General features: G+C 63.3%; 23 protein-coding genes. 15 read left to right on the forward strand and 8 right to left on the reverse strand.

The window, feature by feature from the left end; translation table 11 throughout:
• Positions 1–35: 35 nt before the first annotated feature.
• The 6 genes from MF606_RS10670 to tpiA all read right to left on the reverse strand — a co-directional run bounded on the left by MF606_RS10670 (position 36) and on the right by tpiA (position 5,586).
• A complete protein-coding gene (locus tag MF606_RS10670; protein ID WP_240229227.1) occupies positions 36–212 on the reverse strand; it encodes a DUF4169 family protein in 177 nt (58 codons plus the stop codon).
• A 65-nt stretch (positions 213–277) separates the two neighbouring features.
• The gene (locus MF606_RS10675) at positions 278–1,150 is read right to left on the reverse strand and encodes a hypothetical protein (protein WP_240229228.1); all 873 of its coding nucleotides are present in this window, start codon (positions 1,148–1,150) and stop codon (positions 278–280) included.
• A gap of 133 nt (positions 1,151–1,283) precedes the next feature.
• Positions 1,284–2,213, reverse strand: a complete 930-nt coding sequence (locus MF606_RS10680; protein ID WP_240229229.1) for a phytanoyl-CoA dioxygenase family protein — start codon at positions 2,211–2,213, stop codon at positions 1,284–1,286.
• Between the two features lie 272 nt (positions 2,214–2,485).
• The gene (locus MF606_RS10685; protein ID WP_240229230.1) at positions 2,486–4,114 is read right to left on the reverse strand and encodes a CTP synthase; all 1,629 of its coding nucleotides are present in this window, start codon (positions 4,112–4,114) and stop codon (positions 2,486–2,488) included.
• 111 nt (positions 4,115–4,225) lie between these two features.
• Positions 4,226–4,720: a preprotein translocase subunit SecG gene (secG, locus tag MF606_RS10690; protein ID WP_240229231.1), complete on the reverse strand. Its 495-nt coding sequence runs from the start codon at positions 4,718–4,720 to the stop codon at positions 4,226–4,228.
• A gap of 110 nt (positions 4,721–4,830) precedes the next feature.
• The gene (gene tpiA, locus MF606_RS10695; protein ID WP_240229232.1) at positions 4,831–5,586 is read right to left on the reverse strand and encodes a triose-phosphate isomerase; all 756 of its coding nucleotides are present in this window, start codon (positions 5,584–5,586) and stop codon (positions 4,831–4,833) included.
• 122 nt (positions 5,587–5,708) lie between these two features.
• Between tpiA and MF606_RS10700 the strand changes: the two genes are divergently transcribed.
• The 10 genes from MF606_RS10700 to MF606_RS21745 all read left to right on the forward strand — a co-directional run bounded on the left by MF606_RS10700 (position 5,709) and on the right by MF606_RS21745 (position 14,966).
• Complete coding sequence (locus MF606_RS10700; protein WP_240229233.1) at positions 5,709–7,580, forward strand: peptidylprolyl isomerase; 1,872 nt, start codon at positions 5,709–5,711, stop codon at positions 7,578–7,580.
• Between the two features lie 37 nt (positions 7,581–7,617).
• On the forward strand, positions 7,618–9,126 hold the full coding sequence (trpE, locus tag MF606_RS10705) for an anthranilate synthase component I (protein WP_240229234.1): 1,509 nt from the start codon (positions 7,618–7,620) through the stop codon (positions 9,124–9,126).
• Between the two features lie 141 nt (positions 9,127–9,267).
• Positions 9,268–9,867 (forward strand): anthranilate synthase component II, encoded by a 600-nt coding sequence (locus MF606_RS10710; RefSeq protein WP_240229235.1) that lies wholly within the window; start codon positions 9,268–9,270, stop codon positions 9,865–9,867.
• Positions 9,864–10,886 (forward strand): anthranilate phosphoribosyltransferase, encoded by a 1,023-nt coding sequence (trpD, locus tag MF606_RS10715; RefSeq protein WP_420842202.1) that lies wholly within the window; start codon positions 9,864–9,866, stop codon positions 10,884–10,886. Before MF606_RS10710 ends, trpD begins: the two co-directional genes overlap by 4 nt.
• Entirely contained in the window at positions 10,883–11,695 is an 813-nt protein-coding gene (gene trpC / locus MF606_RS10720) for an indole-3-glycerol phosphate synthase TrpC (RefSeq protein WP_240229237.1), read from the forward strand. Before trpD ends, trpC begins: the two co-directional genes overlap by 4 nt.
• On the forward strand, positions 11,695–12,171 hold the full coding sequence (gene moaC / locus MF606_RS10725; RefSeq protein WP_240229238.1) for a cyclic pyranopterin monophosphate synthase MoaC: 477 nt from the start codon (positions 11,695–11,697) through the stop codon (positions 12,169–12,171). The genes trpC and moaC overlap by 1 nt, the downstream gene beginning before the upstream one ends.
• Positions 12,168–13,370: a molybdopterin molybdotransferase MoeA gene (locus MF606_RS10730; protein ID WP_240229239.1), complete on the forward strand. Its 1,203-nt coding sequence runs from the start codon at positions 12,168–12,170 to the stop codon at positions 13,368–13,370. Before moaC ends, MF606_RS10730 begins: the two co-directional genes overlap by 4 nt.
• A gap of 107 nt (positions 13,371–13,477) precedes the next feature.
• Positions 13,478–14,191, forward strand: a complete 714-nt coding sequence (lexA, locus tag MF606_RS10735) for a transcriptional repressor LexA (RefSeq protein ID WP_240229240.1) — start codon at positions 13,478–13,480, stop codon at positions 14,189–14,191.
• Positions 14,191–14,529, forward strand: coding sequence for a hypothetical protein (locus MF606_RS10740; protein ID WP_240229241.1), 339 nt, complete (start codon positions 14,191–14,193; stop codon positions 14,527–14,529). The genes lexA and MF606_RS10740 overlap by 1 nt, the downstream gene beginning before the upstream one ends.
• A gap of 17 nt (positions 14,530–14,546) precedes the next feature.
• Positions 14,547–14,966 carry a nuclear transport factor 2 family protein gene (locus MF606_RS21745; RefSeq protein ID WP_476728692.1) on the forward strand — a complete coding sequence of 140 codons (420 nt, stop codon included), beginning with the start codon at positions 14,547–14,549 and terminating at the stop codon, positions 14,964–14,966.
• A gap of 389 nt (positions 14,967–15,355) precedes the next feature.
• Here the strand turns inward: MF606_RS21745 and MF606_RS10755 are convergent, their stop codons facing one another.
• A complete protein-coding gene (locus MF606_RS10755) occupies positions 15,356–17,167 on the reverse strand; it encodes an IlvD/Edd family dehydratase (RefSeq protein WP_240229242.1) in 1,812 nt (603 codons plus the stop codon).
• Between the two features lie 294 nt (positions 17,168–17,461).
• Here MF606_RS10755 and MF606_RS10760 point away from each other — a divergent pair, with 294 nt between their 5' ends.
• From MF606_RS10760 to MF606_RS10775, 4 genes are read left to right on the forward strand one after another with little or no spacing between them, the layout of a single operon-like run.
• Positions 17,462–18,382, forward strand: coding sequence for a 2-dehydro-3-deoxygalactonokinase (locus MF606_RS10760; protein WP_240229243.1), 921 nt, complete (start codon positions 17,462–17,464; stop codon positions 18,380–18,382).
• Positions 18,383–18,394: 12 nt separating this feature from the next.
• Positions 18,395–19,006 carry a 2-dehydro-3-deoxy-6-phosphogalactonate aldolase gene (locus MF606_RS10765; RefSeq protein ID WP_240229244.1) on the forward strand — a complete coding sequence of 204 codons (612 nt, stop codon included), beginning with the start codon at positions 18,395–18,397 and terminating at the stop codon, positions 19,004–19,006.
• Entirely contained in the window at positions 19,003–19,881 is an 879-nt protein-coding gene (locus MF606_RS10770) for an SMP-30/gluconolactonase/LRE family protein (RefSeq protein WP_240229245.1), read from the forward strand. Before MF606_RS10765 ends, MF606_RS10770 begins: the two co-directional genes overlap by 4 nt.
• 10 nt (positions 19,882–19,891) lie before the next feature.
• Positions 19,892–21,853: a beta-galactosidase gene (locus tag MF606_RS10775; protein ID WP_240229246.1), complete on the forward strand. Its 1,962-nt coding sequence runs from the start codon at positions 19,892–19,894 to the stop codon at positions 21,851–21,853.
• Here the strand turns inward: MF606_RS10775 and MF606_RS10780 are convergent.
• On the reverse strand, positions 21,822–23,840 hold the full coding sequence (locus MF606_RS10780; protein ID WP_240229247.1) for a ComEC/Rec2 family competence protein: 2,019 nt from the start codon (positions 23,838–23,840) through the stop codon (positions 21,822–21,824). The genes MF606_RS10775 and MF606_RS10780 overlap by 32 nt on opposite strands.
• Before the next feature lie 203 nt (positions 23,841–24,043).
• Between MF606_RS10780 and gltX the strand changes: the two genes are divergently transcribed.
• Positions 24,044–25,462, forward strand: a complete 1,419-nt coding sequence (gene gltX / locus MF606_RS10785) for a glutamate--tRNA ligase (RefSeq protein ID WP_420842203.1) — start codon at positions 24,044–24,046, stop codon at positions 25,460–25,462.
• Positions 25,463–25,480: the final 18 nt, after the last annotated feature.

The following is a 25,480-nucleotide window of genomic DNA, read 5'->3' on the forward strand; positions in this document are numbered from 1 at the left end:
AAGCCGCGCCAAGAGGGCAGCATCTGGGCAGCCGATCAATCGTCCTTCTTGTGACCGTCGATATGCTTGTCCGCGAGCGCTTTTTCCGAGGATTGCTTCAGCTTTTCGGCCTTGGTGCGGCCAAACAGGACGCGGTTTTGCGAGGCCTGTGCTTCCTTTTCGGCGCGGGCCTTTTGCTTGCGGACGGTGCGGAGGTTGATGATCTCGGCCATGAGGCGTCTCGCTATGGGTCACGCCACCATAGCAGCGGTGCCGAGTGGAGCCAATGGGAGGCGGATCAGGCCGGCGGCAAAGCGGCGGCAAAGGCAGCCCTGGCCATCTCCGTTAGCCGCAGCCCCTGCTCCCAGCGATCGCTGCCTTCGTGGAAAGCGCCATCATCACCCTTTGTCGTCAGCGCGTAGTCGATGAATAGCGGCCTATTGGCGGTGTCGACGGCTTCAGGCAGCAGCTCGGGCGCGAATACAATGCTTTCCTCGGCCGGCGCATTTGCCAGGAAACCGGCAAAGCAGTGCTGCCACATCTGCTTGAAGCGCGACACATGCGGTTCGTCATGCCCGCCGACGCTGACCGCAATCTGGATCGCCCCACCGCTGCCGATACGGCCATGGACGAAGCGAACCCGGTCGAAGAACGGCTGCATGAACGCCATTTTAGCCGCGAAGTCGCCATATGGCATCTCCAGCCCGGTATACCAGTGCGAGAGGTCGGCGTTAAAGGTGATCTCCGGCATCAACTGCACCCAGCGCATGGTGCGCCAGATATCCTGCGTGATGGTGGCGCGGTGTGTCTCGACATGCGCGGGATGCCCCAGCCGTGCGCTTGCGCCCAGGATAGCCTCGATCAGCCGGAGGGCTTCGCTGTCGCTCTCAAAACCGGTGCCGACGTGAAGCGTCGTGCAGGCGTGACCGGCCTGCTGTTGGCGCTGCAGTACCTCCTGGGCCTCATGCGGAAACACTACTCGTCCAGAGCCGTAGGTGACGAACCCAGCGCGGCCATAGGCGGGATCTTCCGTCCCCTGCACGCCCCTATAGCCCGCAGCCCACAATCCAGCAGCGATAGCGTCGGCATTGCCTGTCGGAGCGGTCGACCAAGACGGCAAGCCCTGGACGGTGCCGAGATTGAGCGCGGCGACGAAGCGGGATTCGGACATGAAGGAATTCCAGGATTCGGGAGGTCGAACGGCGTCGATTCGACCACGTACTCGGGGTGGCAGAGTAGCCTCACTTGGCCTGCCCCCGATAGGGCCGCATAACGAGAGCGCGTGCCGCCCCGATGCCGTTGCTCTAGAGCATGTCGCCCAGTGACCAGTGATTGTTCCAGCGCACATCGATCTCATCGCGCACATTCTGGTAGCGGATGTCGGTCGATAGCCGCAGACGGCCTCGAGGGTCTTCGTTGGTGGTCGCAGCGTGGATCATGTAGGGGCTGTGCAGCATGACATCACCCGCTTCATAATCGGCAATCAGCCAGCGCGTGTCGAACTTGTTCGCCATGTCGGGCAGGTCCTTGGAGACCCAGCCGCCTGCCGTCATGTTCTTGTTGAAGGCACTGACACGCTCTTCCGGCGTCATATCGGCGGCAGCCGCCGTAAACTCGCGTTCCATGCGCACGCCAATCTCGTGCGACCCTTCCAGATAGGTCAGACCGCCCATGGCCGTCGCAATATCGCCGATCGGTATCCATGCCGTGACGATCTTTTCGGTGCCGCCACGCAGATAGGTCAGGTCGTAATGCGCTGGCGTGGAGGCCGGCTGCCGGGGCATGGTGTAGCGAATGATCTTGCGCTTGTGCAGGTAGGACAGTCCGCCGAGGAAGCTGTCCATGAACTGCCACAGCCGCGGCGTCATGCAGAAGGACTCGAAGGCAGCCGAGCGCGCGAACTCCATAAGCAGCTTGTCGGCCAGATTGCGATCGGTGAAGTCATCGGCCATCACCCCGTCAACCGGATCAGACCCCCGCGCGATCAGGCCCGACTCCGCCAGATGCGCAAAAGTGAAGCGGCGGAAATCGAGCACAGCGCGGCGATCGAAGAACCCCTTGAGCCAAAGATAGCCATCCTTGCGGAAGCGCGCCGTCAATTCGGACATCGGGAGATTTGGATCGGTGGGGGTCAGGCCGCCCATTCGGTTTGGTGCGGTCGACAGCACCTTGCCGTCGGCAAACAACCGCGGCATCGCAGCGCCTGTTCGAACCATTTCTGAAATTTCGCTCATCAATCCGGCTCCCTTGTCCTGTCGAATTTGTTTCACAGGCTGGGGAAAGGGTGAATGGACGAAAGCAGCAGATGGACTTTTCGCTCAGGAGATAGCAGGAATTATCTAGGTGGTTAGCGCTGTTTAGGCGCGGTGTCATGCCGGCGCAGGCCTGGATCCATCCTGAGGTTTTTCACCGTCCACCGCATGCCACGCCGCCGCAAGATTCACTCCGGCCTTCGCCGGAATGACACTGGGTACGACAACTGAACTGAAACACCCGAACGGCGGGCCTAGACCAGCCGGCTTTGATCCATGGCCGCAGCGATGAAGCTGGCGAACAGCGGGTGTGGTTCGAAGGGCTTGGACTTCAGCTCCGGGTGGAACTGCACGCCAATGAACCACGGATGGTCGGTACGCTCGACAATCTCTGGCAACTTGCCATCGGGCGACACGCCGGAGAACAGCAGCCCGTTCTTTTCCAGCAGCTTGCGGTAGTCCATGTTCACTTCATAGCGGTGACGGTGGCGCTCGGAGATTCGCGTCGAGCCATAGATGTCGGCCACTCGCGAGCCACGGGTGAGCTGGGCCGGATAGGCGCCGAGCCGCATCGTGCCGCCAAGATCGCCCTCGGCGACGCGCTGTTCCTTCTCATTGCCTTTGGTCCACTCGGTCATCATGCCGACGATCGGTTCCTTGGTCGGGCCGAATTCGGTCGACGAGGCATTCTTGATGCCGGCGGTGTTGCGGGCGGCCTCGATGCAGGCCATCTGCATGCCGAAGCAGATACCGAAATAGGGCACGTCCTTGACGCGGGCGAAGCGAGCCGCCTCGATCTTGCCGGCGGAACCGCGCTCACCGAAGCCACCGGGCACTAGGATGCCGTGGACATGCTCCAGGTACGGCGCGGGGTCATCGCGCTCGAACACTTCCGAATCGATCCATTGCAGGTTGACCTTGACCTTGTTGGCGATGCCGCCATGGGTCAGGGCTTCCGACAGGGATTTGTACGCGTCCTTGAGGCCGGTATACTTGCCGACGATGGCGATGTTGACCTCGCCCTCGGGGTTATGCAGGCGGGCCGACACGTCGTCCCAGGCCTTGAGGTCGGGCTCTGGCGCGTCAGTAATGCCGAAGGCGGCCAGGATTTCGCGGTCGAGGCCTTCCTTGTGATAGGCCAGCGGCACGTCGTAGATCGAGCCGACGTCGAGGCCCTGGATCACGGCGCTTTCGCGCACGTTGCAGAACAGGCTCAGCTTCTTCTTCTCGCCCTCGGGAATGGGGCGGTCGCAACGCACCAGCAACACGTCCGGCGCAATGCCGATCGAGCGCAGTTCGCGCACCGAATGCTGCGTTGGCTTGGTCTTAAGTTCGCCGGCCGAAGGAATGTACGGCATCAGCGTCAGATGCAGGTAGCAGGTATGGCCGCGCGGCAGGTCGTTGCCAAGCTGGCGGATGGCCTCGAAAAACGGCAGCCCCTCGATATCGCCAACGGTGCCACCCACCTCGACCAGCACGAAATCGAACTCGTCATTGCCTTCAATGACGAAATTCTTGATGGCGTCGGTCACATGCGGAATGACCTGGACGGTAGCGCCGAGATATTCGCCCTTCCGCTCCTTGGCGAGAATGTCGGAATAGATGCGGCCGGTGGTGATGTTGTCGCGCTTGTTGGCGGCCCGCCCGGTGAAGCGCTCATAGTGCCCCAGATCAAGGTCGGTCTCGGCACCGTCATCGGTGACGAACACTTCGCCGTGCTGGGTGGGCGACATCGTGCCCGGATCGATGTTGAGATAGGGGTCGAGTTTCCTCATGCGGACCTTGTAGCCACGCGCTTGCAGGACCGCGCCAAGCGCCGCCGATGCAAGACCTTTACCCAATGAGGAGACCACGCCTCCGGTGATGAATACGTACCGAGCCATGGGCGTTCACCTTAATCACATCAACGTCGATTCGTAGAGCGGGCAAGCGGCTCTACACAAAAAGAAGAAGGGGATGTTTCCATCCCCCTCTTTGGTCTCGCCTTGCGGCGGTTAGTTGGTCGCCGGAGCGGCCGGTGTTTCGGCCGGGACCTCGGGTACCGGCAGTTCGCTGGCGGGAGCCGCGTCTGTCGTTGCCGGGGCAGGCGCCGGGGTCGTGTTCTCGGTAACCGGGTCGGTACCAGCGGGGGCAACAGGGTCGGTCGCCGGAACTGGCAGATCTGATGGCGTGCCGCTTTGTGTGGCATTCAAGGCATCGAGCACGCTGGTGGGCGCACTACCGTCTTCGGTCGCGGTCGCGCGATCGAGAATACCCGATGTGCCGCGATCGAGTTCACTGAGAATTGTCAGGCCAATCGCCGTGGCGAAGAACAGGGTCGCCAGGATCGCCGTGGTCCGGGTCAGCAGGTTTGCCGAGCCGCGCGCGGTCATGAAGCCGCCGCCACCGCCACCAATGCCCAGTGCGCCGCCCTCGGAACGCTGCAGCAGGATAACCGCAATCAGCGCCAGAACGATCAGCAGATAGGCCACAATCAGGACGTTTGCCATTCTGTCTCAGTCTAAATGTCGATGCAAAAGATGGCGCGTCTTACACGCCTCGCTTCGCAAACACCAGAGGCCGGGCGGATTTTCCGACCAGCCTCGGGCGTGGGGTTGAACTACACGGCGGAGATAATGGTGTAGAAGTCCTTTGCCAAGAGGCTGGCGCCGCCAACCAGGCCGCCATTGACGTGTTCTACCGCCAGAATTTCGCGCGCATTCTGCGGCTTCAACGAACCACCATAAAGAATTCGGATCACTTGGCCTTTATCGCCGAAGCGATCGACGAGCTGGCGGCGGATCGAGGCATGCATGCTCGCAATATCGTCATTGGTCGGCGTACGACCGGTGCCGATGGCCCAGACCGGCTCATAGGCGACGATGACCTCATGCTGACCGGCGGCATCAGGCACTGAGCCCGCCAACTGGCTGGCCACGACGGAATCAGCCTGGCCGCTATCGCGCTGCGCTTCGGTTTCGCCGACGCAGATGATCGGCTTTAGCCCTGCCCCAATGGCGGCTTCGGCCTTTGCGCGCACTTGATCGTCGGTTTCGCCATGATCGGCACGGCGCTCGGAATGGCCGACAATCACATATTGGGCACCGGCGTCAGCCAGCATGCCGGCCGCGATATCGCCTGTATGCGCACCCGAGGCAGCCGCGTGGCAATCCTGCCCGCCGGCCTGAATACCTGATGTTGCGCCCTGTCGTGCGACCGCAGCGAGCATGGTTGCAGGCGGGCAGACGACGACGATGGCGCGTGGCGCTTCCCCTGTGGTCAGCATGTCGGCAAGCGCCTGAAGCTCGTCGAGAGCGCCCCTCGTGCCGTTCATTTTCCAGTTGCCCGCGATCAGTGGTGAGATTGTCGTCGTCACTCTTTGCTACTCCTGCCTCTTGCACCGGAATTGGGTTTGCCCTAACCCCGGCTGTCGAAATGGATTACTAGTGCCCCGCCGCACGCGCGGTAAAGCCTAAGTCGTTGAACGGAACGTCTGAGATGCTCGATAGTTTGCGCGTTTTTGCAAAATCCTGGCCCGGCAAGGTCATGGGTGCATTCCTCCTGGTGGGTGTCGCAGGCTTCGGCATCAACAATGTGATCACCGACCTCGGCAGCAATACCGTGGCACGCGTGGGCAGCAAGGAGATCAACTCCCGCCAGTTCCTCCGGGCCTATCAGAGCGCGATGAACAATTACGCCCAGCAGTTCGGCACCCTGCCGACTGCGCAGGACGCCATGAACATCGGCATTCCCGGCCAGGTTCTGCAGAACCTCGCGCAGAATGCCGCGCTCGATCAGATGGCGGATACGTTCGGCCTGGGTGTGTCGGACCAGAAACTGAGCGAGATGCTGCGGGACGATCCGTCCTTCCAGGGCACGCTGGGGACCTTTGATCCCACCGCCTTTACGCAAGTAATGCAGCGCAGCGGCCTGACCGAAGCCGAATACTTCTCCGATCAATCCGACGCCTCCCGTCGCGAGCAGTTGATCCTCAGCCTTTTTGGCGACACCGAACTGCCGGCCGCAGCCTCGAACCTGGTCAACCGCTATGTGGCTGACCAGCGCACGATCGACTATTTCGTTCTGGGCGAAACCAATATCGAAACGCCGGCCGAGCCGACCGAGGCCGATCTCGCCACCTACCTCACCGAGCACCAGACCGAGTTCCGCACCGTCGAAACCCGAACCGTGCAGATGCTGCGCCTGTCGCCCCAGGACCTGGCTAATACCAAGACCATCGCCGACGACGCCGTGTCAGCGGAGTACGAGCGCACCAAGGCGAACCTGACCAAGGCCGAACGCCGCACCATTCAGCAGGTCGTGCTGAATGACGAGCAGGTCGCCGCCTTCGAAGCCGGCCTCACTGCCGGTACCCCGTTCGAAACGCTAATAGCCGATGCCGGCCTGACCCCGACCGACCTGGGTACGCTTGCGCAGACCGACATCACCGATGCCAACCTGGCCGCGGCTGCTTTCGGCCTGGCCCAGGGTGGCTTTGTGGTCATTGATGGCGTGGCTGGCAAGCGCGCGGTCCACGTCTCGGCAATCGAAGCCGGCGGCGTGCCGACGCTCGAAGAAGCGCGTGACCAGATCACGCAGAACCTGGCGCTATCTGAAGCCCGCAACGAAATCGCCGACGTGCAGGATCAGGTCGAAGAGCTGCGCGCAGCTTTCCGCCCCCTGCCCGAGATTGCCGAGCGTTTCGGCCTCGATCTCTACGAGGCCAATGTGACGGCAGCCGGCACCGAGTTGAGCGTGGTGCCCGATCTGGCGCCCGAGGACAGCCAGCGCGTCAGCCAAGCAATCTTCAAGGCGACCGAAGGCCAGCTGACGGCTGCTATCCCGCTCGCCGGCAATGGCAATCTTTATTTCGATCTCAGCAAGATCGAGCCTGCCCGCGACCAGACGCTAGATGAGGTTCGCGACGAGGTTGCTGCCGCGTTCACCGCCGAGCGCGTCAATGACGCGCTGCTGGCGGCAACCGAGGAGGCCGTTGGTCGTCTCGACAGTGGCGAAGCACTGGCCGACGTCGCCGCATCATACAATGTGTTCCCGCAGCTGAGCTCGCCGTTCACCCGGTTTGGTGCGGCTGACGGCAGCATCGATGGCACCGTGGCCTCCGCCGTCTTTGCCGGCGGCGCTGATCACCACGGCACCGCCGTCAGCCAGACCGGTGAATTCGTGGTGTTCCAGGTCGTGGATTTGGTGCCCGCCGAAGGCCCGCTGGAAGAAGCGGCCAATGCCAGCCTGGAGAGCGAAGTACGCATTGGGATGTATGGCGACTTCATCACCGCGGTTCGCGACGAAGCGCGCATGACCATCAATCAGCAGGCGCTTCAGCAGGTACTTGCACTCAATACCGGCCAGTAATCTCAGCCGGCCCCACCTCCAACTGGACACTATTCCGATGGGCGACGACGTCTTTCAGCGCTTCTCCGAGCAATACGACGCTGGAAAGTCGCAGATCGTCTGGCGTCGCATCGTGGCCGACCTCGAGACGCCCGTTGGCACCTATCTGAAGCTCGCCGAGGGGCGCAAGAACACGTTCCTGCTCGAATCCGTGCAGGACGCGGCAGTACGCGGCCGGTATTCCATCATCGGCACGCAGCCGGACGTTATCCTCAAGGTCGAGGCTGGAACGGCCACAATCAACCGCTCGGCACAGATCGACGAGACGGCCTTCGAGCCCCTGCCCCACCTGCCGCTCGATGCGCTGCGCAACCTGGTTGCCGACAGTAAGATCGACGTGCCGCAGGGCTTGCCGCCGCAATCCGCCGGTGTCTACGGCTATCTCGGCTACGAGATGGTCCGCTACATGGAAGTGCTGCCCAACAGCAATCCGGACCATCTGCAAACGCCCGAGGCGATCCTGATGCGACCGTCGCTGCTGGCGATTTTCGATACGCTCAAGGACGAACTGTATCTGACGGCGCCGGTCTATGTCCGCAAGGGCGTTTCGGCCCGGCAGGCCTATGAGGCCGCCGAAGCGCGGATCGACGACGCCATAGGCCGTCTCGGTCGGGCGCTGCCGACCACGCCCGCTCTGCCTGACCTTGAATCCATCGCGGTGACCAGCAACACCTCGAAGGACGAGTATTTCGGCATGGTCGCCCGGGCCAAGGACTACATCACGGCTGGCGATATTTTCCAGGTCGTGCTGAGCCAGCGCTTCTCGGCCGACTTCACCCTGCCCCCCACCGCGCTATACCGCGCGCTGCGCCGCACCAATCCCAGCCCCTACATGTACTTCCTCGATTTTGGCGGCTTTGCCGTCGCCGGATCGAGCCCGGAAATCCTGGTCCGCGTGCAGGATGGCGAAGTCACCATCCGCCCCATCGCCGGCACCCGCAAGCGCGGCTCGACGCCGACGCGGGACCAGGAACTGGCAGCGGAACTGCTGGCCGATCCCAAGGAACTGGCCGAACACCTGATGCTGCTCGATCTGGGCCGCAACGATGTCGGCCGCGTCGCCAAGACCGGCACGGTCAAGGTCACCGACAAGTTCTTCCTCGAATACTATTCGCACGTCATGCACATCGTTTCGAATGTCGTCGGCGTGCTCGACCCGAAATACGACTTCGTCGACGCGCTCTCGGCCGGCTTCCCCGCCGGCACGGTGTCAGGCGCGCCGAAGGTGCGAGCCATGGAGATCATCGACGAGCTGGAGAAGTCGCGCCGCGGCATTTATGGCGGCTGCGTCGGCTATTTCGGCGCTGACGGCACCATGGACACCTGCATCGTGCTGCGAACGGCGATCCTCAAGGACGGCAAGCTTTATGTGCAGTCCGGCGCCGGCATCGTCGCCGACAGCAAGCCCGAACTCGAGCAGATGGAATGCGAAAACAAGGCCCGCGCCCTTTTCAGCGCCGCCGAGGAAGCGCTACGCTATGCCGGCGAGGCAAGGATCGGGCAATGAGCGCTCAACACAACTACGGCGTCATGCCCGCGAAAGCGGGAATCCCCCTTTCGCGATGGCGGGACTGGCTCTGAAAGGAGATTCCCGCTTTCGCGGGAATGACTCCGTGTTTAGAAAAGTCCCTGAGCCGGAAACGCACCAATGACCCGCACTCTCGTCATCGATAACTACGACAGCTTTACCTACAACCTCGTCCACTTCCTAGGCGAACTCGGCGCCGATATCACCGTGCACCGCAACGACAAGATCACGCTCGACGAAATAGCCGCGATGGCGCCCGAGGCGATCGTGCTGTCGCCCGGTCCCTGCACGCCGAACGAGGCCGGCATCTGCCTTGATCTGATCGATCGCTTCAAGGCCGATATGCCGATTCTCGGCGTCTGCCTGGGCCACCAGGCCATCGGCCAGGCCATGGGCGGCGACGTGATCCGCGCACCGCACCTAGTGCACGGCAAGACCAGCAAGATCCACCATACCGGCAAAGGCCTGTTCCGCGGCCTCAATAACGACTTCGAGGCAACGCGCTATCATTCGCTGATCGTCAAGCAGGACACCCTGCCCCAGTCGCTGGAAGTCACCGCCACGACCGATGACGGGCTGATCATGGGCATGCAGCATCGTTCGCTGCCTCTGCATGGCGTGCAGTTCCACCCCGAGAGCATCGCCTCGGAAAACGGCCACGCTTTGCTGCAGAACTTCCTGAACATGGCACGCGACTTCAACCAGAAGCGAGCCGCGTGATGGATATCAAGGCAGCACTCAACAAGATCGCCGATCGGAAAGACCTGACCGGCGAGGAAATGCGGGGCGTCATGCGAACCATCATGGCCGGGGAAGCGACGCAGAGCCAGATCGGCGCCTTCCTCATGGGTATGCGCATCAAGGGCGAGACCGTCGGCGAAATCGCCGCCGCCGTGTCGATCCTGCGCGAGCAAATGGTGCCCGTTATCGCTCCCGAAAATGCCATCGACATCGTCGGCACCGGCGGCGACGGCTTGGGCAGCCTCAACATCTCCACCACTACGGCGCTCGTGGTCGCGGCGGCCGGCGTGCCGGTAGCCAAGCACGGTAACAAGGCGCTGTCGTCGCGCTCGGGCGCTTCGCAAGTATTGGAAGCACTGGGCGTCAAGCTCGACCTGACTCCGGAAGAGATCGGCCACACCATCGCCAATGCCGGCATCGGCTTCATGTTCGCGCCAAGCCATCACCCGGCCATGCGCCATGTCGGCCCGTCGCGCGCCGAAATGGGCGTACGTACGCTGTTCAATCTCCTGGGGCCGCAATCCAACCCCGCCGGCGTTCGGCGCTATCTGCTCGGCGTCTATTCGCAACAATGGGTGGAGCCGGTAGCGGCTGCCCTGCTGGCAAATCGCGCCATCAAGGCCTGGGTGGTCCATTCCAGTGAGGGGCTGGACGAATTGTCGACCTCTGGGCCCAATTTCGTCGCCCAGATCGCCAAGGGCGACCTGCGCAGCTTCGAACTGCATCCCGAGCAGGTGGGCCTCCGGCTGACCGACCCCAAGGATCTGCTCGGCGGCGAACCCGCCGAAAACGCGGCGGCCATGCAGGCACTGTTCGACGGGGCATCGGGTGCCTATCGTGATACAGTGCTGCTCAATGCCGGTGCCGCCCTGCTCGTTGCCGATAGGGTCGAGACCATCGAAGATGGCATAGCCCTGGCGCGGGAAACCATCGACAGCGGCAAGGCCAAGGAAACACTCGCCCGCCTCGTGGCGGTATCGAACGGACGAGACCGATGACCGATATTCTCCAGCAGATCGAAGCCTATAAACGCGAGGAAATCGCTGCCGCCAAGGCGATGCGGCCGTGGGCGGAAGTCGTGGCGCAAGCCCACGATCAGCCGGCGCCGCGCGGTTTCATCAAGGCCATCAAGGCCAAGCGCGCGGCAGGTCAGTACGCGCTCATTGCCGAGGTCAAGAAGGCCAGCCCCTCCAAGGGCCTCATCCGCGCCGACTTCAACCCGGCCGAAATCGCCCGTAGCTACGAAACTGCCGGCGCCGCCTGCCTATCCGTCCTCACCGACCGCCCCAGCTTCCAGGGTTCGCCGAGCTACCTGATCGAGGCCCGCGCGGCGACCCGCCTTCCCGTGCTGCGCAAGGACTTCTTGTTCGAGACCTACCAGGTCGCCGAGGCGCGCGCCTGGGGCGCTGACTGCATCCTCATCATCCTCGCGGCGGTGGGTGACGACGTCGCCCGCTACCTGCTCGATGCCGCCGAAGAATGGGGCATGGATGCCTTGGTGGAAGTGCACGACCAGCTTGAGCTCGATCGCGCGCTCGGGCTGGGCGCCGGGTTCATCGGCATCAACAACCGCAATCTGCGCACCTTCGAGACCACGCTCGATACCTCCATCAACCTCGCCGTCGGCGTGCCCAAGGGCACCCTGCTGGTGAGCGAAAGCGGCATCGTCACCCACGAGCATATCCTTAAGCTCGATCGCGACGCCAATATCGGCACCTTCCTGGTCGGCGAGAGCCTGATGCGGCAGGACGATGTCGTCGCGGCAACCCGCGCCCTGCTGATGGGCGCACCGCAGGCGGTCCGCTGATGGCCGCAGGCCTGACCCATCTCAACGCCAAGGGCGAAGCGCATATCGTCGACATCGGCGACAAGGCGAGCACCAAGCGCCGCGCGGTGGCCCAGGCGCGGATCATCGCCCAGCCTGAAACGGTAACGGCGATCATGGGCGGCGCTCTCAAGAAGGGTGACGCGCTTGCCGTTGCCCGCATCGCCGGCATCATGGCCGCCAAAAAGACCAGCGACCTGATCCCGCTCTGCCACCCCATCCCGCTGACCAAGGTCAGCGTCGACATTGAGGCTGATGGCGCCGACGCCATCCAGGTCCGCGCGACGGCGGAAACCACCGGCCAGACGGGCGTCGAAATGGAAGCGCTCGTTGCCGCCTCGACAGCAGCGCTCACCCTTTACGACATGGCCAAGGCCATCGACCGGGCCATGGTCATATCAGACATCTGCCTCATGGAAAAATCCGGCGGCAAATCCGGTGACTTCACCCGGCCATGAGCCTGCTCCCCGTCGACGACGCCATTGCGGCCATCCTCAAGCGGGTCCCCGCCCCCGTGGGTAAGAGCGTCCGCCTGGCGGACGCCGCGGGGCGGGTTCTGCTGGAACCGGTGGTTGCGCGGCACGATCAGCCGCCTTTCAATGCCAGCGCCATGGACGGCTACGCCGTCCGCGCAGCGGACATTGTCGACGGCCACCGCCTCACCATGGTCGGAACCTCGCAAGCCGGCGCTGCTTATGGCGGATCGATAGAGGCCGGTCAGACTGTCCGCATCTTCACCGGCGCCCCAGTCCCTCCGGGCGCTGATACGGTGATCATGCAGGAAGAAGCCGAGGCCGAGGGCGGCATGGTCCGCTTCAACACCCGCCCGCGCCAGGGCCACAGTGTCCGCCCGCTCGGCAACGACTTCGCCACCGGGGACCAACTCATCGATCCCGGCGTCCGCCTGGCACCGGTGCAACTGGCCGTGGCCGCTGCCGCCAATGCCGATAGCCTTGTCGTAGCTCGGCGCCCGGCCATTGCCCTGCTGGCCACCGGCGACGAACTGGTTTTGCCCGGCACCGCGCTGGGCCCCGACCAGATCGTCGCCTCTAATAGCTTCGGCCTCCGCCCCTTGCTCCATCCTTATGCCGAAACAGTCACCGACTACGGCATAGCCCGCGACGATCGCGCCGCCCTCCGGCAAACGCTGGAGACCATCTTCGCAGCCGAGCCCGACATCCTGATCACGACTGGCGGCGCCAGCGTCGGCGATCATGACATCGTCCAGGAGATCCTCGTCGAACTCGGCGTAACCCTCGACTTCTGGAAGATCAACATGCGCCCCGGCAAGCCGCTGATGTTCGGCACCCGCGGCAAGACACTGATCTTCGGCCTACCAGGCAATCCCGTGTCGGCCATGGTCACGGCCATCGTCTTCATTAAACCCGCCCTGCGCCGCTGGGTTGGATATACGGGCCTCAGCAAATGGTATCTTCCGCTGGCCGGCCCGACGCCAGCCAATACAGCGCGCCGCCACTTCATGCGCGCACAGCTCATCCATACGCCGACCGGACCAGAGCTTTTCCCGATATCGCAGACCGACAGCGGCCATACTTCGTCTTTGGCCCAGGCAGAAATGCTGATTGTCCAACCTGAATTCGATCCGGGGCAAGACGCAGGAACGATTGTCGAAGCGCTCGCCATCGACGCGTTCTGATTGTCTTGGCGCCCGCAAGACTGATGAGCATATCAGCATATTGCAGAACATAACTGGAACACGTATAGTCGTTCTGCCTATGTTCCGATTCTGTTTCCGAGGGGCCAATGCTGACGCGCAAACAACACGAGCTGCTGATGTTCATCCACGAGAGGATGAAGGAAAGCGGCATCCCGCCATCGTTCGATGAGATGAAGGATGCGCTCGATCTGGCGTCCAAGTCTGGCATCCATCGGCTGATCACCGCGCTCGAAGAACGCGGCTTCATCCGCCGCCTGCCCAATCGGGCCCGCGCACTGGAGGTGGTCAAGCTCCCCGATTCGATGAACCCCTCGCTCGGCGGCCGCAAGGCGCGCTTCGAGCCATCGGTTATCGAAGGCAATCTGGGCAAGGTGGCGTCGCCTCCCGCGCGCGTATCCTCTGGCGAGGACTATGCGCGACCAATTTCCATTCCTGTTATGGGACGGATCGCGGCCGGCACGCCGATCGAGGCGATTCAGACCCATTCCCACACCATCATGGTGCCGCCCGAAATGCTCGGCGCCGGCGAACATTATGCACTCGAAGTGCGCGGTGACTCGATGATCGAGGCCGGCATTTTCGATGGCGATACCGTGCTGATCAAGAAGCAGGATGCCGCCAGCACAGGCGAGATCATCGTTGCTCTCGTGGATGATGAAGAAGCGACCCTCAAGCGCTTGCGTCGCAAGGGAAATACCATCGCTCTCGAAGCCGCCAACCCGGCTTACGAAACACGCATTTTCCCGCCTGATCGCGTCAAGGTTCAGGGACGCCTTGTTGGCCTGTTGAGGAAGTACTGATGCGCGCCGCGCTGCTTCTGGCCCTGATGCTGGTTGCAGCGCAGGGCGGCCCGTCGCTTGCGCAGGAAGTGTCCGCACGCGAGACTCGCTGCTGGGTCGGCGACGTGGCCTTCACGGCGGGCGTCGGTATCAATGCAGGCGGCGGTGTCGCCGTCTGCCGCGCCGGAACCGGCTGGGAAGCGGGCGAGCCCGATACCCCAGTGGTCGGTTGCGTGCTCGAGGACAAGTTTTCCTCGATCGGTGCCGTGGTTGGCATACGCAACAACGACAGCCTGCTGCTGCAATGCGACCCCAGCGGCCGCTGGACTACGGTGAACACGCGCCTTGCCGGCGACTGAGTTCAGGAGGCCGGGCTTTGAGCGATGGGGCCTCCAACCCAGAGCATATTGCTGCGGAAGCGGCGGCGGTGATGGCCGAATATGCCGAGCGGATCAACCATCACGATTTCGGTGATGTCGCGCCGCTAATCGCTGATGATGCAGTGTTCTGGTTTAGCGACGGCTCCCATAGCGGCCTGGCGGCGATCCGGGCGGCCTTCGAGGCAACTTGGGCTGTTCTGACCGAAGAAATCTATCGAATCGAGGCGCTACGCTGGATCGCGGCAGGCGACGGTGCAGCCAGTTGCATACACCTTTCATTGGCAGGCCACCGTCAATGGCAAGCGCGAAGCCGGCTCAGGTCGCGGAACCTCGGTTTTGGCGAAGCGGCCGGACGGCTGGAAGATCGTGCACGAACATCTCAGCCCACCCCGGTGACCAATGCCCGGCTTCGCTAGGTGGTAGGATGTCGGACCGGCCTAAGGCGCTGGACTGAGCGATCCATTTGTGGATCGTCATTGCCCGGCCTGGCCAAGCAGTCCATTTCTCCGCACGTGCTGAAGCATCGATCACCCGGACAAGCCGGGCGATGAGGATGGAACCGAAGGGCGGTTCGAGGCGCGTCGCGGTTGATCCGCCTCACTATCGGAGACCTCACGGCGCGCTTATCGAACCACGAGATCGAGCGAGTGGAGGCTTGGGTGCCACGACCTCGTGGTTCGACAGGCTGCGGCGAACGCGACAGAGCGCGCCATGTCTTAGGCAGCGCATCGACGCGAATTCACAGTAGCCGGCAAGAAAAAGGCCCGCCGAAGAGCGGGCCTTTTGGTTTGCCGACCCGCGAACCTTAGTGATTATCCCGCGGTACGCCGTTGGTCTGGGCGATGCGCTGATAGGCCACAGCGGGCTTGAGCACTGCGCCATTGCCGAGCTGGTCGACAATGCCGCGCTGGATTTCCTGCCACGGCGTCTGGTGCTTGGGGAACTTGTAACCGCCGGTGGCTTCCAGGTCGGCCCGGCGGGTCGCGATTTCCTCGTCAGAGATCAGGATATTGGCCTGGCCCTTGTTAAGGTCAATCCGCACCCGGTCGCCGGTACGCAGGATAGCGAGATTGCCACCGGCCGCCGCTTCCGGCGAAGCGTTGAGGATCGAGGGCGAGCCCGACGTGCCCGACTGCCGGCCGTCGCCGATACAGGCCAGGGCGTGAATGCCCTTCTTGATCAGGTAGGATGGCGGCCGCATGTTCACGACCTCGGCAGCACCCGGATAGCCGATAGGGCCGGCACCGCGCATGAACAGCAGCGTGTTTTCGTCGATTTCGAGCGACGGATCGTCGATCCGGTGGTGGTAGTCCTCCGGCCCGTCGAACACCACCGCCTTGCCTTCGAACATGCCCGGATGTTCGGGGTTGTTGAGGTAGCGCTCGCGGAATTCCGACGAGATCACTGATGTCTTCATGATGGCGTTGTCGAAGAGATTACCGCGCAGCACGAGGAAGCCCGCATCGGTCTTGAGCGGGTTGTCGAAGTGACGGATGACCTTGTCGTCCTGAATCGGCGTATTGCGGCAGTTCTCGCCAATGGTCTTGCCGTTGACGGTCGGTGCGTTCTCGCGGATCAGGCCCTGGGTCATCAGTTCGTTGACCACCGCCGGCACGCCACCGGCATGATAGTAGTCCTCGCCCAGATACTCCCCGGCCGGCTGCAGGTTCACCAGCAGCGGCACCTTGTGGCCATGGGTCTGGAAATCCTGCAACTCCAGCTCGACGCCGATGTGGCGGGCAATGGCCTGGATGTGGATCGGCGCATTGGTCGACCCACCAATGGCGGAATTGACCACGATCGTATTGATGAAATTGTCCTTGGTCAGGATGTCGGATGGCTTGAGATCTTCATGTACCATGTCGACGATACGCTTGCCGGTGCGATAGGCCATTTCCTGGCGATCGCGATACGGCGCGGGAATGGCCGCCGAACCGGGCAACTGCATGCCCAGAGACTCGGCCAGCGAGTTCATCGTCGTTGCCGTGCCCATGGTGTTGCAATAGCCGGTGGACGGCGCCGACGACGCGACCAGTTCGATGAACTGGGCATAGTCGATCTCGCCCGCGGCCATCATCTGGCGGGCCTTCCACACAATGGTGCCCGACCCGGTGCGCTCGCCCTTGTGCCAGCCGTTTAGCATCGGCCCAACCGACAGCGCGATTGCCGGAATATTGACCGTCGCAGCACCCATAAGCATGGCCGGGGTGGTCTTGTCGCAACCGATGGTCAGAACCACGCCGTCCAGTGGGTAGCCGTAGAGCACCTCGACCAAGCCGAGATAGGCCAGGTTGCGGTCGAGGCCGGCGGTCGGGCGCTTGCCGGTTTCCTGGATCGGGTGCACAGGGAATTCGATGGCAATGCCACCGGCCTCCCGGATGCCTTCGCGCACGCGCTCGGCCAGAACGATGTGATGACGGTTGCACGGCGACAGGTCGGAACCGGTCTGGGCAATGCCGATGATCGGCTTGTTGGACTGCAGTTCCTCACGCGATACGCCGAAATTCATGTAGCGCTCAAGATAGAGCGCGGTCATGTCAGGATTATCGGGGTTGTCGAACCAGGCCCGCGAACGCAGTTTCTTGGGCGCGGCGCCCTCGCCATTACCTGCCGTCATATCATCTTCCTCTTGCATCCGTGGACGCTGCCGTGAGGCCACGTTTGGACTCGTTCTAACATGGCTGGCGCCAGAGTGAATGGGTTTCCGCAGAAAAAATCATACTTTTGACTCGCCACCGAATATTGGCCGCTCTATGTGTCGGAACGGCTGGAGCGGCTTACCAATCGAGCAGACGAAACGAGCGTGATCGGGCTTGTTGTGAGCGATCGCGATCAACGAGAATCGGTCTGGCTGAAACGGCGTTTCGCGATTAGGGTCGCGCCCGAAAACAGGGGCGGCGGAGAGGGTTTCGTGACTGATATAGTGGACTGGATCGCCGTCGATTGGGGCACCTCCAATTTGCGGGCCTGGGGCATCGCGTCCGACGGCTCGGTGGCGCTGGAGCGTAATTCCGCCAAGGGCATGGGCAAGCTGGCGCGCGACGAGTTCCCGGCCGCGCTGTCCGAACTGCTGGCCGGTGTCACACCAGCGCACGGCGGTACCCTTGACGTGCTGATCTGTGGCATGGCCGGCGCGCGCCAGGGCTGGCTCGAAGCCCCCTACCTCGAAGCGCCAACGGATTTGCGTGGCCTGCTCGACGGCGCCGTACGCCCCGATATAGTCGATGGCCGCATTGCCCCGGCAATCCTGCCCGGCGTTTGCCAGAAGGCCGGCGCCGATAACGTGATGCGCGGGGAAGAAACTCAATTGCTGGGTCTCGCGGCCCTGCGGCCCGGCTTTTCGGGCGTGGTCTGCATGCCCGGCACGCATTCCAAGTGGGCGCAGCTCTCTGGCACGCGTATCGAGCGTTTCTCGACCGCGATGACGGGCGAAATGTTCGAGGTGCTCCGCACCCATTCCGTGCTGCGCCACTCCCTCACCGGCGACCTCGATGGCCCCGGGCGCGCGGAGGGCTTTGCCGCGGGCGCCGCCGCCGGCCTCGAACGGCCCGAGCAATTGCTCGGCACCCTGTTCCAGGTCCGCGCAGGATCGCTGCTCTCGGGCCGGCAGCCCGATTGGTGCGCCGGTTATCTCTCGGGCCTGCTCATCGGCACCGAAATCGGCAGCAACCGTCATCTGATCGGCGGGCAAGCCGTGCCACTGATCGGCTCTCCCGCACTATGCGCGCTTTATGCGCAGGTGCTGGCGATGATCGGCGCCAGCGGCGAGCCGCAGGATGCCACCCAAATCGTGTTGGCCGGCCTCAAGGCCGCGCGCAGCTTTGCCGCTTAGTAGGAGTTCTTCATGAACCATCGTCACCTGATCGCCATCCTGCGTGGCATTACCCCCGGCGAAACCATCGCAGTTTGTGAGGCGCTGATTGCTTCCGGCATCACCATGATCGAGGTGCCGCTCAACTCGCCCGATGCGCTCACCTCCATTGCGCTGGCCTCCAACGCGCTCGGCGAGAAGGCCGCCATCGGCGCCGGCACCGTACTGACCAAGAAGCAGGTTTGGGCCGTTTCCGACGCCGGCGGCACGTTCATCGTTTCGCCCGACGCCAACAAGCAGGTGATCGAAGAAACCGCGCGCCTGCAGCTTCTGTCCTATCCCGGCGTATTCACCCCCACCGACGCCTTCCGCGCCATCCGCGCCGGCGCCACCGGCCTCAAGTTCTTCCCAGCCGAAGTGCTTGGTCCCAAGGGCATCAAGGCGATGAAGGCGGTGCTGCCGCCCGAAATGCCTGTTTATGCCGTCGGCGGCGCCAACCCCGATAATTTCGACGAGTACTTTGCTGCGGGCTGCACCGGCTTTGGCCTCGGGACCTATATTTACAAGCCCGGCATGGACGCCGCCCAGGTCGCCGAGCGTGGAGCCACCGCCGTTGCCGCCTACGATGCGGGGAAATCGGCATGACGCAGACGGCGAGACTCATTTTCGACAGCAAGTGCGAACTCGGCGAAGGCCCGATCTGGCATGCCGGGCGGCAGCAACTGTTCTTCTTCGATATCAACGAACAGACGCTGTTCGCGGTAACGGCTGATGGAGAGATTGCCGACAGCTGGCTATTCAACGAGACCGTGGCCGCTGCCGCCGTGGTTGATGACCATACGCTGGTTCTCGCTACTGATACCGGCCTCAAGCAGTTCGATCTTGCAACCGGCGGCATGAATCGCATCAACGAGATCGAAGCCGATCGGCCGGAAACGCGCACCAATGACAGCCGCGTCCACCCATCGGGTGCATTCTGGATTGGCACCATGAACCGCACCGAAGAGGAATTGCCGGTCGGCTCGGTCTATCATTATCGCGCCGGCGAGCTGACCACGCTGAAATCCGGCGTCAAGATTCCGAACGCCACCTGCTTTTCGCCCGATGGCCGCATCGCCTATTGGACCGATACGCCGACCAAGCAGATCATGCAGTGCCCTACCAATCCGGCGACCGGCCTGCCGATTGGCGACTGGACGCTGTTCGCCGACGTGTCCGACCATCGCGGCTGGCCGGATGGCGCCGTGGTCGATAGCGAAGGCTACCTGTGGAACGCCCGCTGGGGTGGTTCCTGCGTCGTCCGCCATGCGCCGGACGGCTCGATCGATCGCGTCATCGAAGTTCCGGTGAGCCAGGTCTCCTGCCCAGCTTTTGGCGGGCCCGACCTCAAGACGCTCTTCATCACCACCGCCGCCAAGAACCTCAGCTCCGAGCAACTTGCCGCCGAACAGGTCGCCGGTGGCCTGTTCGCCATCGACGTCGATGTGGCCGGCCAGCCCGAACCGATCATCACTCTCTGAGTTACCAGCCATGACCACCCCTGCCCTCGGCGTCTGCTACTATCCCGAACATTGGCCCGAGGACTGGTGGGACCGCGACGCGGCCCGCATGGCCGAAGTCGGCATCAAGTTCGTCCGCATCGGCGAGTTCGCCTGGTCGAGGCTCGAGCCTACGCCGGGCAACCTGCAATTCGACTGGATCATCCGGGCCATGGACGTGCTGGGGCGGCATGGGCTCAAGATCGTGTTCGGCACGCCTACCGCGACCCCGCCGCGCTGGATGATCGACAAGCATCCCGACATGCTGGCGGTCGACGCTCAGGGCCGTAAAAAGGGCTTCGGCTCGCGCCGCCACTATGATTTCAGCCACCTCGGCTACCGCGAGGAATGTGCTCGCATTACGCGGCTGCTGGCAGACGCGGTGGGCGACCATCCGGCCCTTGGCGCCTGGCAAACCGACAACGAGTATGGCTGCCACGGCACAACCTATTCCTACTCGCCAGCCGCCAAGCAAGGATTTCAGCGCTGGCTGGCGGAAAAGTACGGAACCGCGGACGCATTGAACCAGGCCTGGGGCAATGTCTTCTGGTCGATGGAGTACAATCGTTTCGATCAGGTCGAGCTACCGAACCTGCTCGTCTGCGAGCCGGCTCCCGCGCACGATCTCGATTTCCGCCGCTATGCCTCCGACCAGGTCGCCGCCTTCAACAAGGTGCAGTTCGACATCCTCAAGACCAAGCGCCCTGACCTGCCGGTCATCCATAACTTCATGGGCCGCTACACCGAGTTCGACCACTATGACGTGGCCGAAACGCTCGATGTGGCGAGCTGGGACGCCTACCCCATCGGGCATCTGGCGGTCAGCGACGAACCCGACGACGTGAAGCGCCAGTACATGCGCCAAGGCGAGCCTGACTATCAGGCCTTCCACCACGACCTCTACCGCGCCGTGGGACATGGCCGCTGGTGGATCATGGAGCAGCAGCCGGGCCCTGTGAACTGGGGCAACTTCAACCCCGATCCGTTACCCGGCATGGCGCGCCTCTGGGCCTGGGAAGCCTTTGCCCATGGCGCCGAGGTCGTCTCCTACTTCCGCTGGCGGCAGGCGCCGTTCGCGCAGGAACAGATGCATGCCGGCCTACTCCGCCCCGATAGTGAGCCCGCGCCGGCCTACCACGAGGCCATGCGGGTCGCCGAAGAGCTGACGGCCGTCGGCATTGCCGGTAAGGCTGCCAAAGGCCGCGTCGCCCTGGTCTATGACTATGAAAGCGAATGGGCCTGGGACGTGCAGCCGCAGGCCAAGGGCTTTACCCACGGCGCACACGTCCGCGCTCTCTACGCAGCGTTCCGCAAGCATGGCGTCGATATCGACATCGTCTCGCCCAGCACCACCAGCTTTGCCGGCTACGACATTGTCGCCATCCCGGCGCTATTCGCCTGGAACGACGCCTTGCGCACCGCCATCACCGAGTTCGAAGGGCATCTGCTGATCGGCCCGCGCTCCGGCTCCAAGACCGAGAACTTCTCGATCCCCAACAAGCTGGCGCCCGATCTGCCGACCAATCTGCTCGATCTCAAGGTGCTACGCATTGATAGCGCCGACCCGAGCGTGGAAGTCGAGGTCAAGGGCGGTGGCGGCGCCGTGCGGCATTGGCGCGAACGCATCGAAACCAAAGCCAACGTGGTCATGGAAGATGTCGAGGGCTGGCCGGTGCTGGTCAACCAGGGCAAGCTCTACTATCTCGGCGCCAGCGGCACCAAGGCGCTGATCCAGCGCGTTGCCGACTACCTCATCGCCGAAGCAGACCTGCCGACGCTGGCACTGCCGGCCGGCGTCCGCTGCCGCACCCGTGACGGTTTCCGCGTTTACGTGAACTACAATGCCGGCGCAGCGACACTCACCCCTGCCAAGGATGAGGCGGGTTATGTGCTGGGCTCATCCGAGATGCCGGCCGCCGGCGTCACGGTGGCACGACTCGCCACGGTCGGGTGAGATTGGGAATGGCGGTGCGGGTATCGAACCCCGCCGCCGCTTCATTCCAGCGCAACCAATGCACGCCGCCGGCCGCCAGATCACCGGCGTCGATCACCTGCCCGCCAACGCATGACGCCGGTATCGCCATGCGGGCAATCAGCAGGTCATGCTGGCCGCAATCCTCGGCGAAGGCCGCGGCGTTGCGGATCACCGCAATCGAGAATTGCTCCGTTTCGGCGATGCATCCCAGGCTGTCGCATTTCACGCCGGGAGCGGTCGCCGAAATCTCTTCCTGGTAGTGCTCGCTCCAGACGTCGACGGCAAAACTGCCGATGCGCCCAGTGATGAGCCCCATTTCAACCCCTGACCGCATGGCGACCGCCTGCGTGGAATCTGCGATCAGCACGTCGGGCCGTTGGTCCAGTCCAACCAGCAGGATCAGCGGCACGGCCAGAGCCGGGCCCAGCAGCCTCCACCACGTGTTGAAGAAAGCAAACCAGGCCAGCGCCAAGAGGCCGATGACCAGCGCCGTCCCGGTCAACAGCGGATTGCCCGTCAGCCCTTCGCTCCATCCCGCCACGAGGGTGGCGCCATCGACCATGCGATCGATGCCCCAGCCCATGACAACAACGAACGGCGCTTCGATGCCGAACGGCATGGCCAGCACTGAAAGCAGCGCAAAAGGCATGATGACGATGCTGACCACTGGCAGCACCAGCACATTGCCGAGCACGCCGAGCGGTGCAGTTTGCTGGAAGTGGTAGGCCGAAAACAGCAGCGTCGCGGTGCCGGCAATCAGGCTGGTGAACGCCGTCGCCCAGATCGTCGCGCCCAGCCGCGCCAACCACTTTCGATCCCGTTCGCGCACTTTGCGGGGCATCTCATAGATGCCGATCAGCGCCACGACAGCAGCAAAAGACAACTGGAAGCTCGCCCGGAACACACTGGCCGGATCGATCAGGATGATCGCCAGCGCCGCGATCGCCACATTGCGCATTGTCAGCGCACGTCGCCCCGCTAGCACCGCCCCAAAGATCAGCCCCAGCATGATGGCTGAGCGCAGGGCCGGCAGGTTGCCAATGCCACCGGCAAGCAGCATGTAGCCAGCAGCGGCAACCAATCCGGCCACGGCCGCAATCTGCTTGATCGGCCAACGCGAGGCAGCCACCGGAATGGCGGCCAGCACCAGCCGTAGTAGCCAAAACACCCCACCGGCCACGATCGACAGATGCAAGCCGGAGATCGAATAGATATGCGCCAGGCCTGAATTGGCCATGACCTCGCGCGTTTCATCGGTAATGGCGCTCTGGTCGCCCATCACCATGGCCCGACCAATGGCCGCCGATGTACCGTCGAGCACCGCGTCGATCCGCGCCCCGATCGCCATGCGCAGCCCTTCGATGGCGCGCGTGGGGTCCAGACCCGTGCCGCTCGCGACCAGCGCAAACTCACCCGTGACGGTGCCATAGGCACCAATCCCAGAGAAATAGGCGTGAAATTGCCCGTCGAACGCCCCAGGCAGAATCGGCCCCGGAACCGGTGCCAGCCGCATCTGCCCGCGGATAATATCGCCGGGCGCCAACGGCGGCTCGGGCGGCACGACGAGACGAGCCTTGGCGATGCTGACCGGCCGATCGCCCGCAATCGGCACAAGCCCCGACACAATAACGCGCCGTGCATCGGCAGTCGCGGATACGATCTCATCAACCCGCCCCTCGAACGCCCCATAGGCCGGCCGCGCGAGCATGGCGGTGCCGAACCACGCGCCATGCAGCGGCAGCAGACAGGCCCCAATCCAGAAAGCCGCAAGTAGGCTCGCCAGCGGCAGCAATGGTGATCTAAGAAGCATCAGCACAAGGCCGACAATCACGAGCGCTGCCGCTGCCAGCGCCCAGCCTTGCGGCTCGAACGGCAATTGGGCATAGCCGATCAGACCGGCAATCATCGCAAAGGGCAGCAGGACAAACAGCCGACGCGCCTCGATGGCCTCGGCTATCGTCGCCACAAGGGCAAATCGCCCTAGTGCGCGTGCAGGCGGAAGCCGTCCGCCCGCGGCCTGGGGCAATGCCGGCTGTTTGCGCGCGACCAGTTCGGCGCCCGGCTTATGATCGAGTAAATCTGCCCCCTGCACCGGCCCCAGCCCCGCCCTTGCGCTCGTGCCCCTCTATGCTACACACGGCTCCGAAACTATCCAAGCATTCCGGTCTCATGTCCCAGGTCGTCACCCGCTTCGCCCCCTCGCCCACCGGCTATCTTCATATCGGTGGCGCCCGCACCGCGCTCTTCAACTGGGCCTATGCCCAAAACAAGGGCGGCAAGATGCTGTTGCGCATCGAGGACACCGACCGCGAACGTTCTACCGAAGCAGCCGTCGTTGCACTGATCGATGGGCTCAGGTGGCTCGGGCTGGATTGGGATGGCGAGCCGATCAGCCAGTTCGGCCGCGCCGCGCGCCACGCCGAAGTGGCCCACGAACTGGTCAAGATGGGCCACGCCTATTATTGCTATTGTTCGCCCGCCGAGCTCGACCAGATGCGCGAGGAGGCCCGCGCTGCCGGCAAGCCGCCGCGCTACAATGGCTATTGGCGTGACCGCGACCAGAGTGAGGCGCCGGCCGGTGTCGCGCCCGTCATCCGCATCAAGGCGCCGCTTTCGGGCGATATCGTCGTGAACGATCACGTGCAGGGCAAGGTCGTGTTCAAGACCGAAAACCTAGACGATTTCATCATCCTGCGCTCCGACGGCACGCCGACCTACATGCATGCCGTGGTTGTCGACGATCACGACATGGGCGTCACCCATATCATTCGCGGCGACGACCACCTGACCAATGCCGCCCGCCAGATCGTCATCTACAACGCCATGGGCTGGACCGTGCCCGAGATGGCGCATATCCCGCTGATCCACGGCGCTGACGGTGCCAAGATGTCCAAGCGCCATGGCGCGGTCGGCGTCGAATTCTACCGCCAGATGGGCTACCTCCCTGAGGCAATGCGCAACTATCTCGCCCGCCTGGGCTGGAGCCATGGCGACGACGAGATCTTCTCAACCCAGCAAATGGTCGAGTGGTTCAGCCTTGAGGGCCTGAACAAGGGCGCGGCGCGCTTCGACTTCGTCAAGCTCGACAATCTGAACGGCCACTACATCCGCGAGGCCAAACCCGATTATCTCTACGGCGTCATGCTGACGACCGCTGAGGAAGTCGGCCGCCTGGCCGATCTCGACGGTCTCAATGCCAATAGGGAAACCGTGCTTGCCGCCCTGCCCGAATTGCAGCCGCGCGCCAAGACGGTGCTCGAACTGATCGATCTGGCGCAGTTCATCTATGCGTCACGTCCGCTTGCTATCGATGCCGCGGCGTCGGCCCTGCTGACGCCGGACAGCCGCGCCGTGTTGGGCGATATGGCGGAACTCCTGCGCGGTCTCAACGACTGGTCGGTACCATCAATCGACGGCGCCATGCGTGCGCTGGCTGAGGCCAAGGGCCTCAAGCTCGGCAAGCTGGCGCAACCGCTGCGCGCCGCCTTGACCGGGCGCACCGTTTCCCCGGGGATTTTCGAGGTCATGGTGCTGATCGGACGCGAAGAGACCATGGCGCGCCTGGAGGACCAGATCGCCGCTGTCTAGTGCTAATAGGAGGGTAAG

Origin of the sequence: Devosia lacusdianchii (assembly GCF_022429625.1) — a bacterium.
Classification (GTDB): Bacteria; Pseudomonadota; Alphaproteobacteria; order Rhizobiales; family Devosiaceae; genus Devosia; species Devosia lacusdianchii.

What these genes read in the sequence shown, in the direction of transcription:
- MF606_RS10670 (WP_240229227.1), bottom strand. Translation starts at nt 212, where the DNA reads ATGGCCGAGATCATCAACCTCCGCACCGTCCGCAAGCAAAAGGCCCGC.
- MF606_RS10675 (WP_240229228.1), bottom strand. Translation starts at nt 1,150, where the DNA reads ATGTCCGAATCCCGCTTCGTCGCCGCGCTCAATCTCGGCACCGTCCAG.
- MF606_RS10680 (WP_240229229.1), bottom strand. Translation starts at nt 2,213, where the DNA reads ATGAGCGAAATTTCAGAAATGGTTCGAACAGGCGCTGCGATGCCGCGG.
- MF606_RS10685 (WP_240229230.1), bottom strand. Translation starts at nt 4,114, where the DNA reads ATGGCTCGGTACGTATTCATCACCGGAGGCGTGGTCTCCTCATTGGGT.
- secG (WP_240229231.1), bottom strand. Translation starts at nt 4,720, where the DNA reads ATGGCAAACGTCCTGATTGTGGCCTATCTGCTGATCGTTCTGGCGCTG.
- MF606_RS10700 (WP_240229233.1), top strand. Translation starts at nt 5,709, where the DNA reads ATGCTCGATAGTTTGCGCGTTTTTGCAAAATCCTGGCCCGGCAAGGTC.
- trpE (WP_240229234.1), top strand. Translation starts at nt 7,618, where the DNA reads ATGGGCGACGACGTCTTTCAGCGCTTCTCCGAGCAATACGACGCTGGA.
- MF606_RS10710 (WP_240229235.1), top strand. Translation starts at nt 9,268, where the DNA reads ATGACCCGCACTCTCGTCATCGATAACTACGACAGCTTTACCTACAAC.
- trpC (WP_240229237.1), top strand. Translation starts at nt 10,883, where the DNA reads ATGACCGATATTCTCCAGCAGATCGAAGCCTATAAACGCGAGGAAATC.
- moaC (WP_240229238.1), top strand. Translation starts at nt 11,695, where the DNA reads ATGGCCGCAGGCCTGACCCATCTCAACGCCAAGGGCGAAGCGCATATC.
- MF606_RS10730 (WP_240229239.1), top strand. Translation starts at nt 12,168, where the DNA reads ATGAGCCTGCTCCCCGTCGACGACGCCATTGCGGCCATCCTCAAGCGG.
- lexA (WP_240229240.1), top strand. Translation starts at nt 13,478, where the DNA reads ATGCTGACGCGCAAACAACACGAGCTGCTGATGTTCATCCACGAGAGG.
- MF606_RS10740 (WP_240229241.1), top strand. Translation starts at nt 14,191, where the DNA reads ATGCGCGCCGCGCTGCTTCTGGCCCTGATGCTGGTTGCAGCGCAGGGC.
- MF606_RS10755 (WP_240229242.1), bottom strand. Translation starts at nt 17,167, where the DNA reads ATGACGGCAGGTAATGGCGAGGGCGCCGCGCCCAAGAAACTGCGTTCG.
- MF606_RS10765 (WP_240229244.1), top strand. Translation starts at nt 18,395, where the DNA reads ATGAACCATCGTCACCTGATCGCCATCCTGCGTGGCATTACCCCCGGC.
- MF606_RS10770 (WP_240229245.1), top strand. Translation starts at nt 19,003, where the DNA reads ATGACGCAGACGGCGAGACTCATTTTCGACAGCAAGTGCGAACTCGGC.
- MF606_RS10775 (WP_240229246.1), top strand. Translation starts at nt 19,892, where the DNA reads ATGACCACCCCTGCCCTCGGCGTCTGCTACTATCCCGAACATTGGCCC.
- gltX (WP_420842203.1), top strand. Translation starts at nt 24,044, where the DNA reads ATGTCCCAGGTCGTCACCCGCTTCGCCCCCTCGCCCACCGGCTATCTT.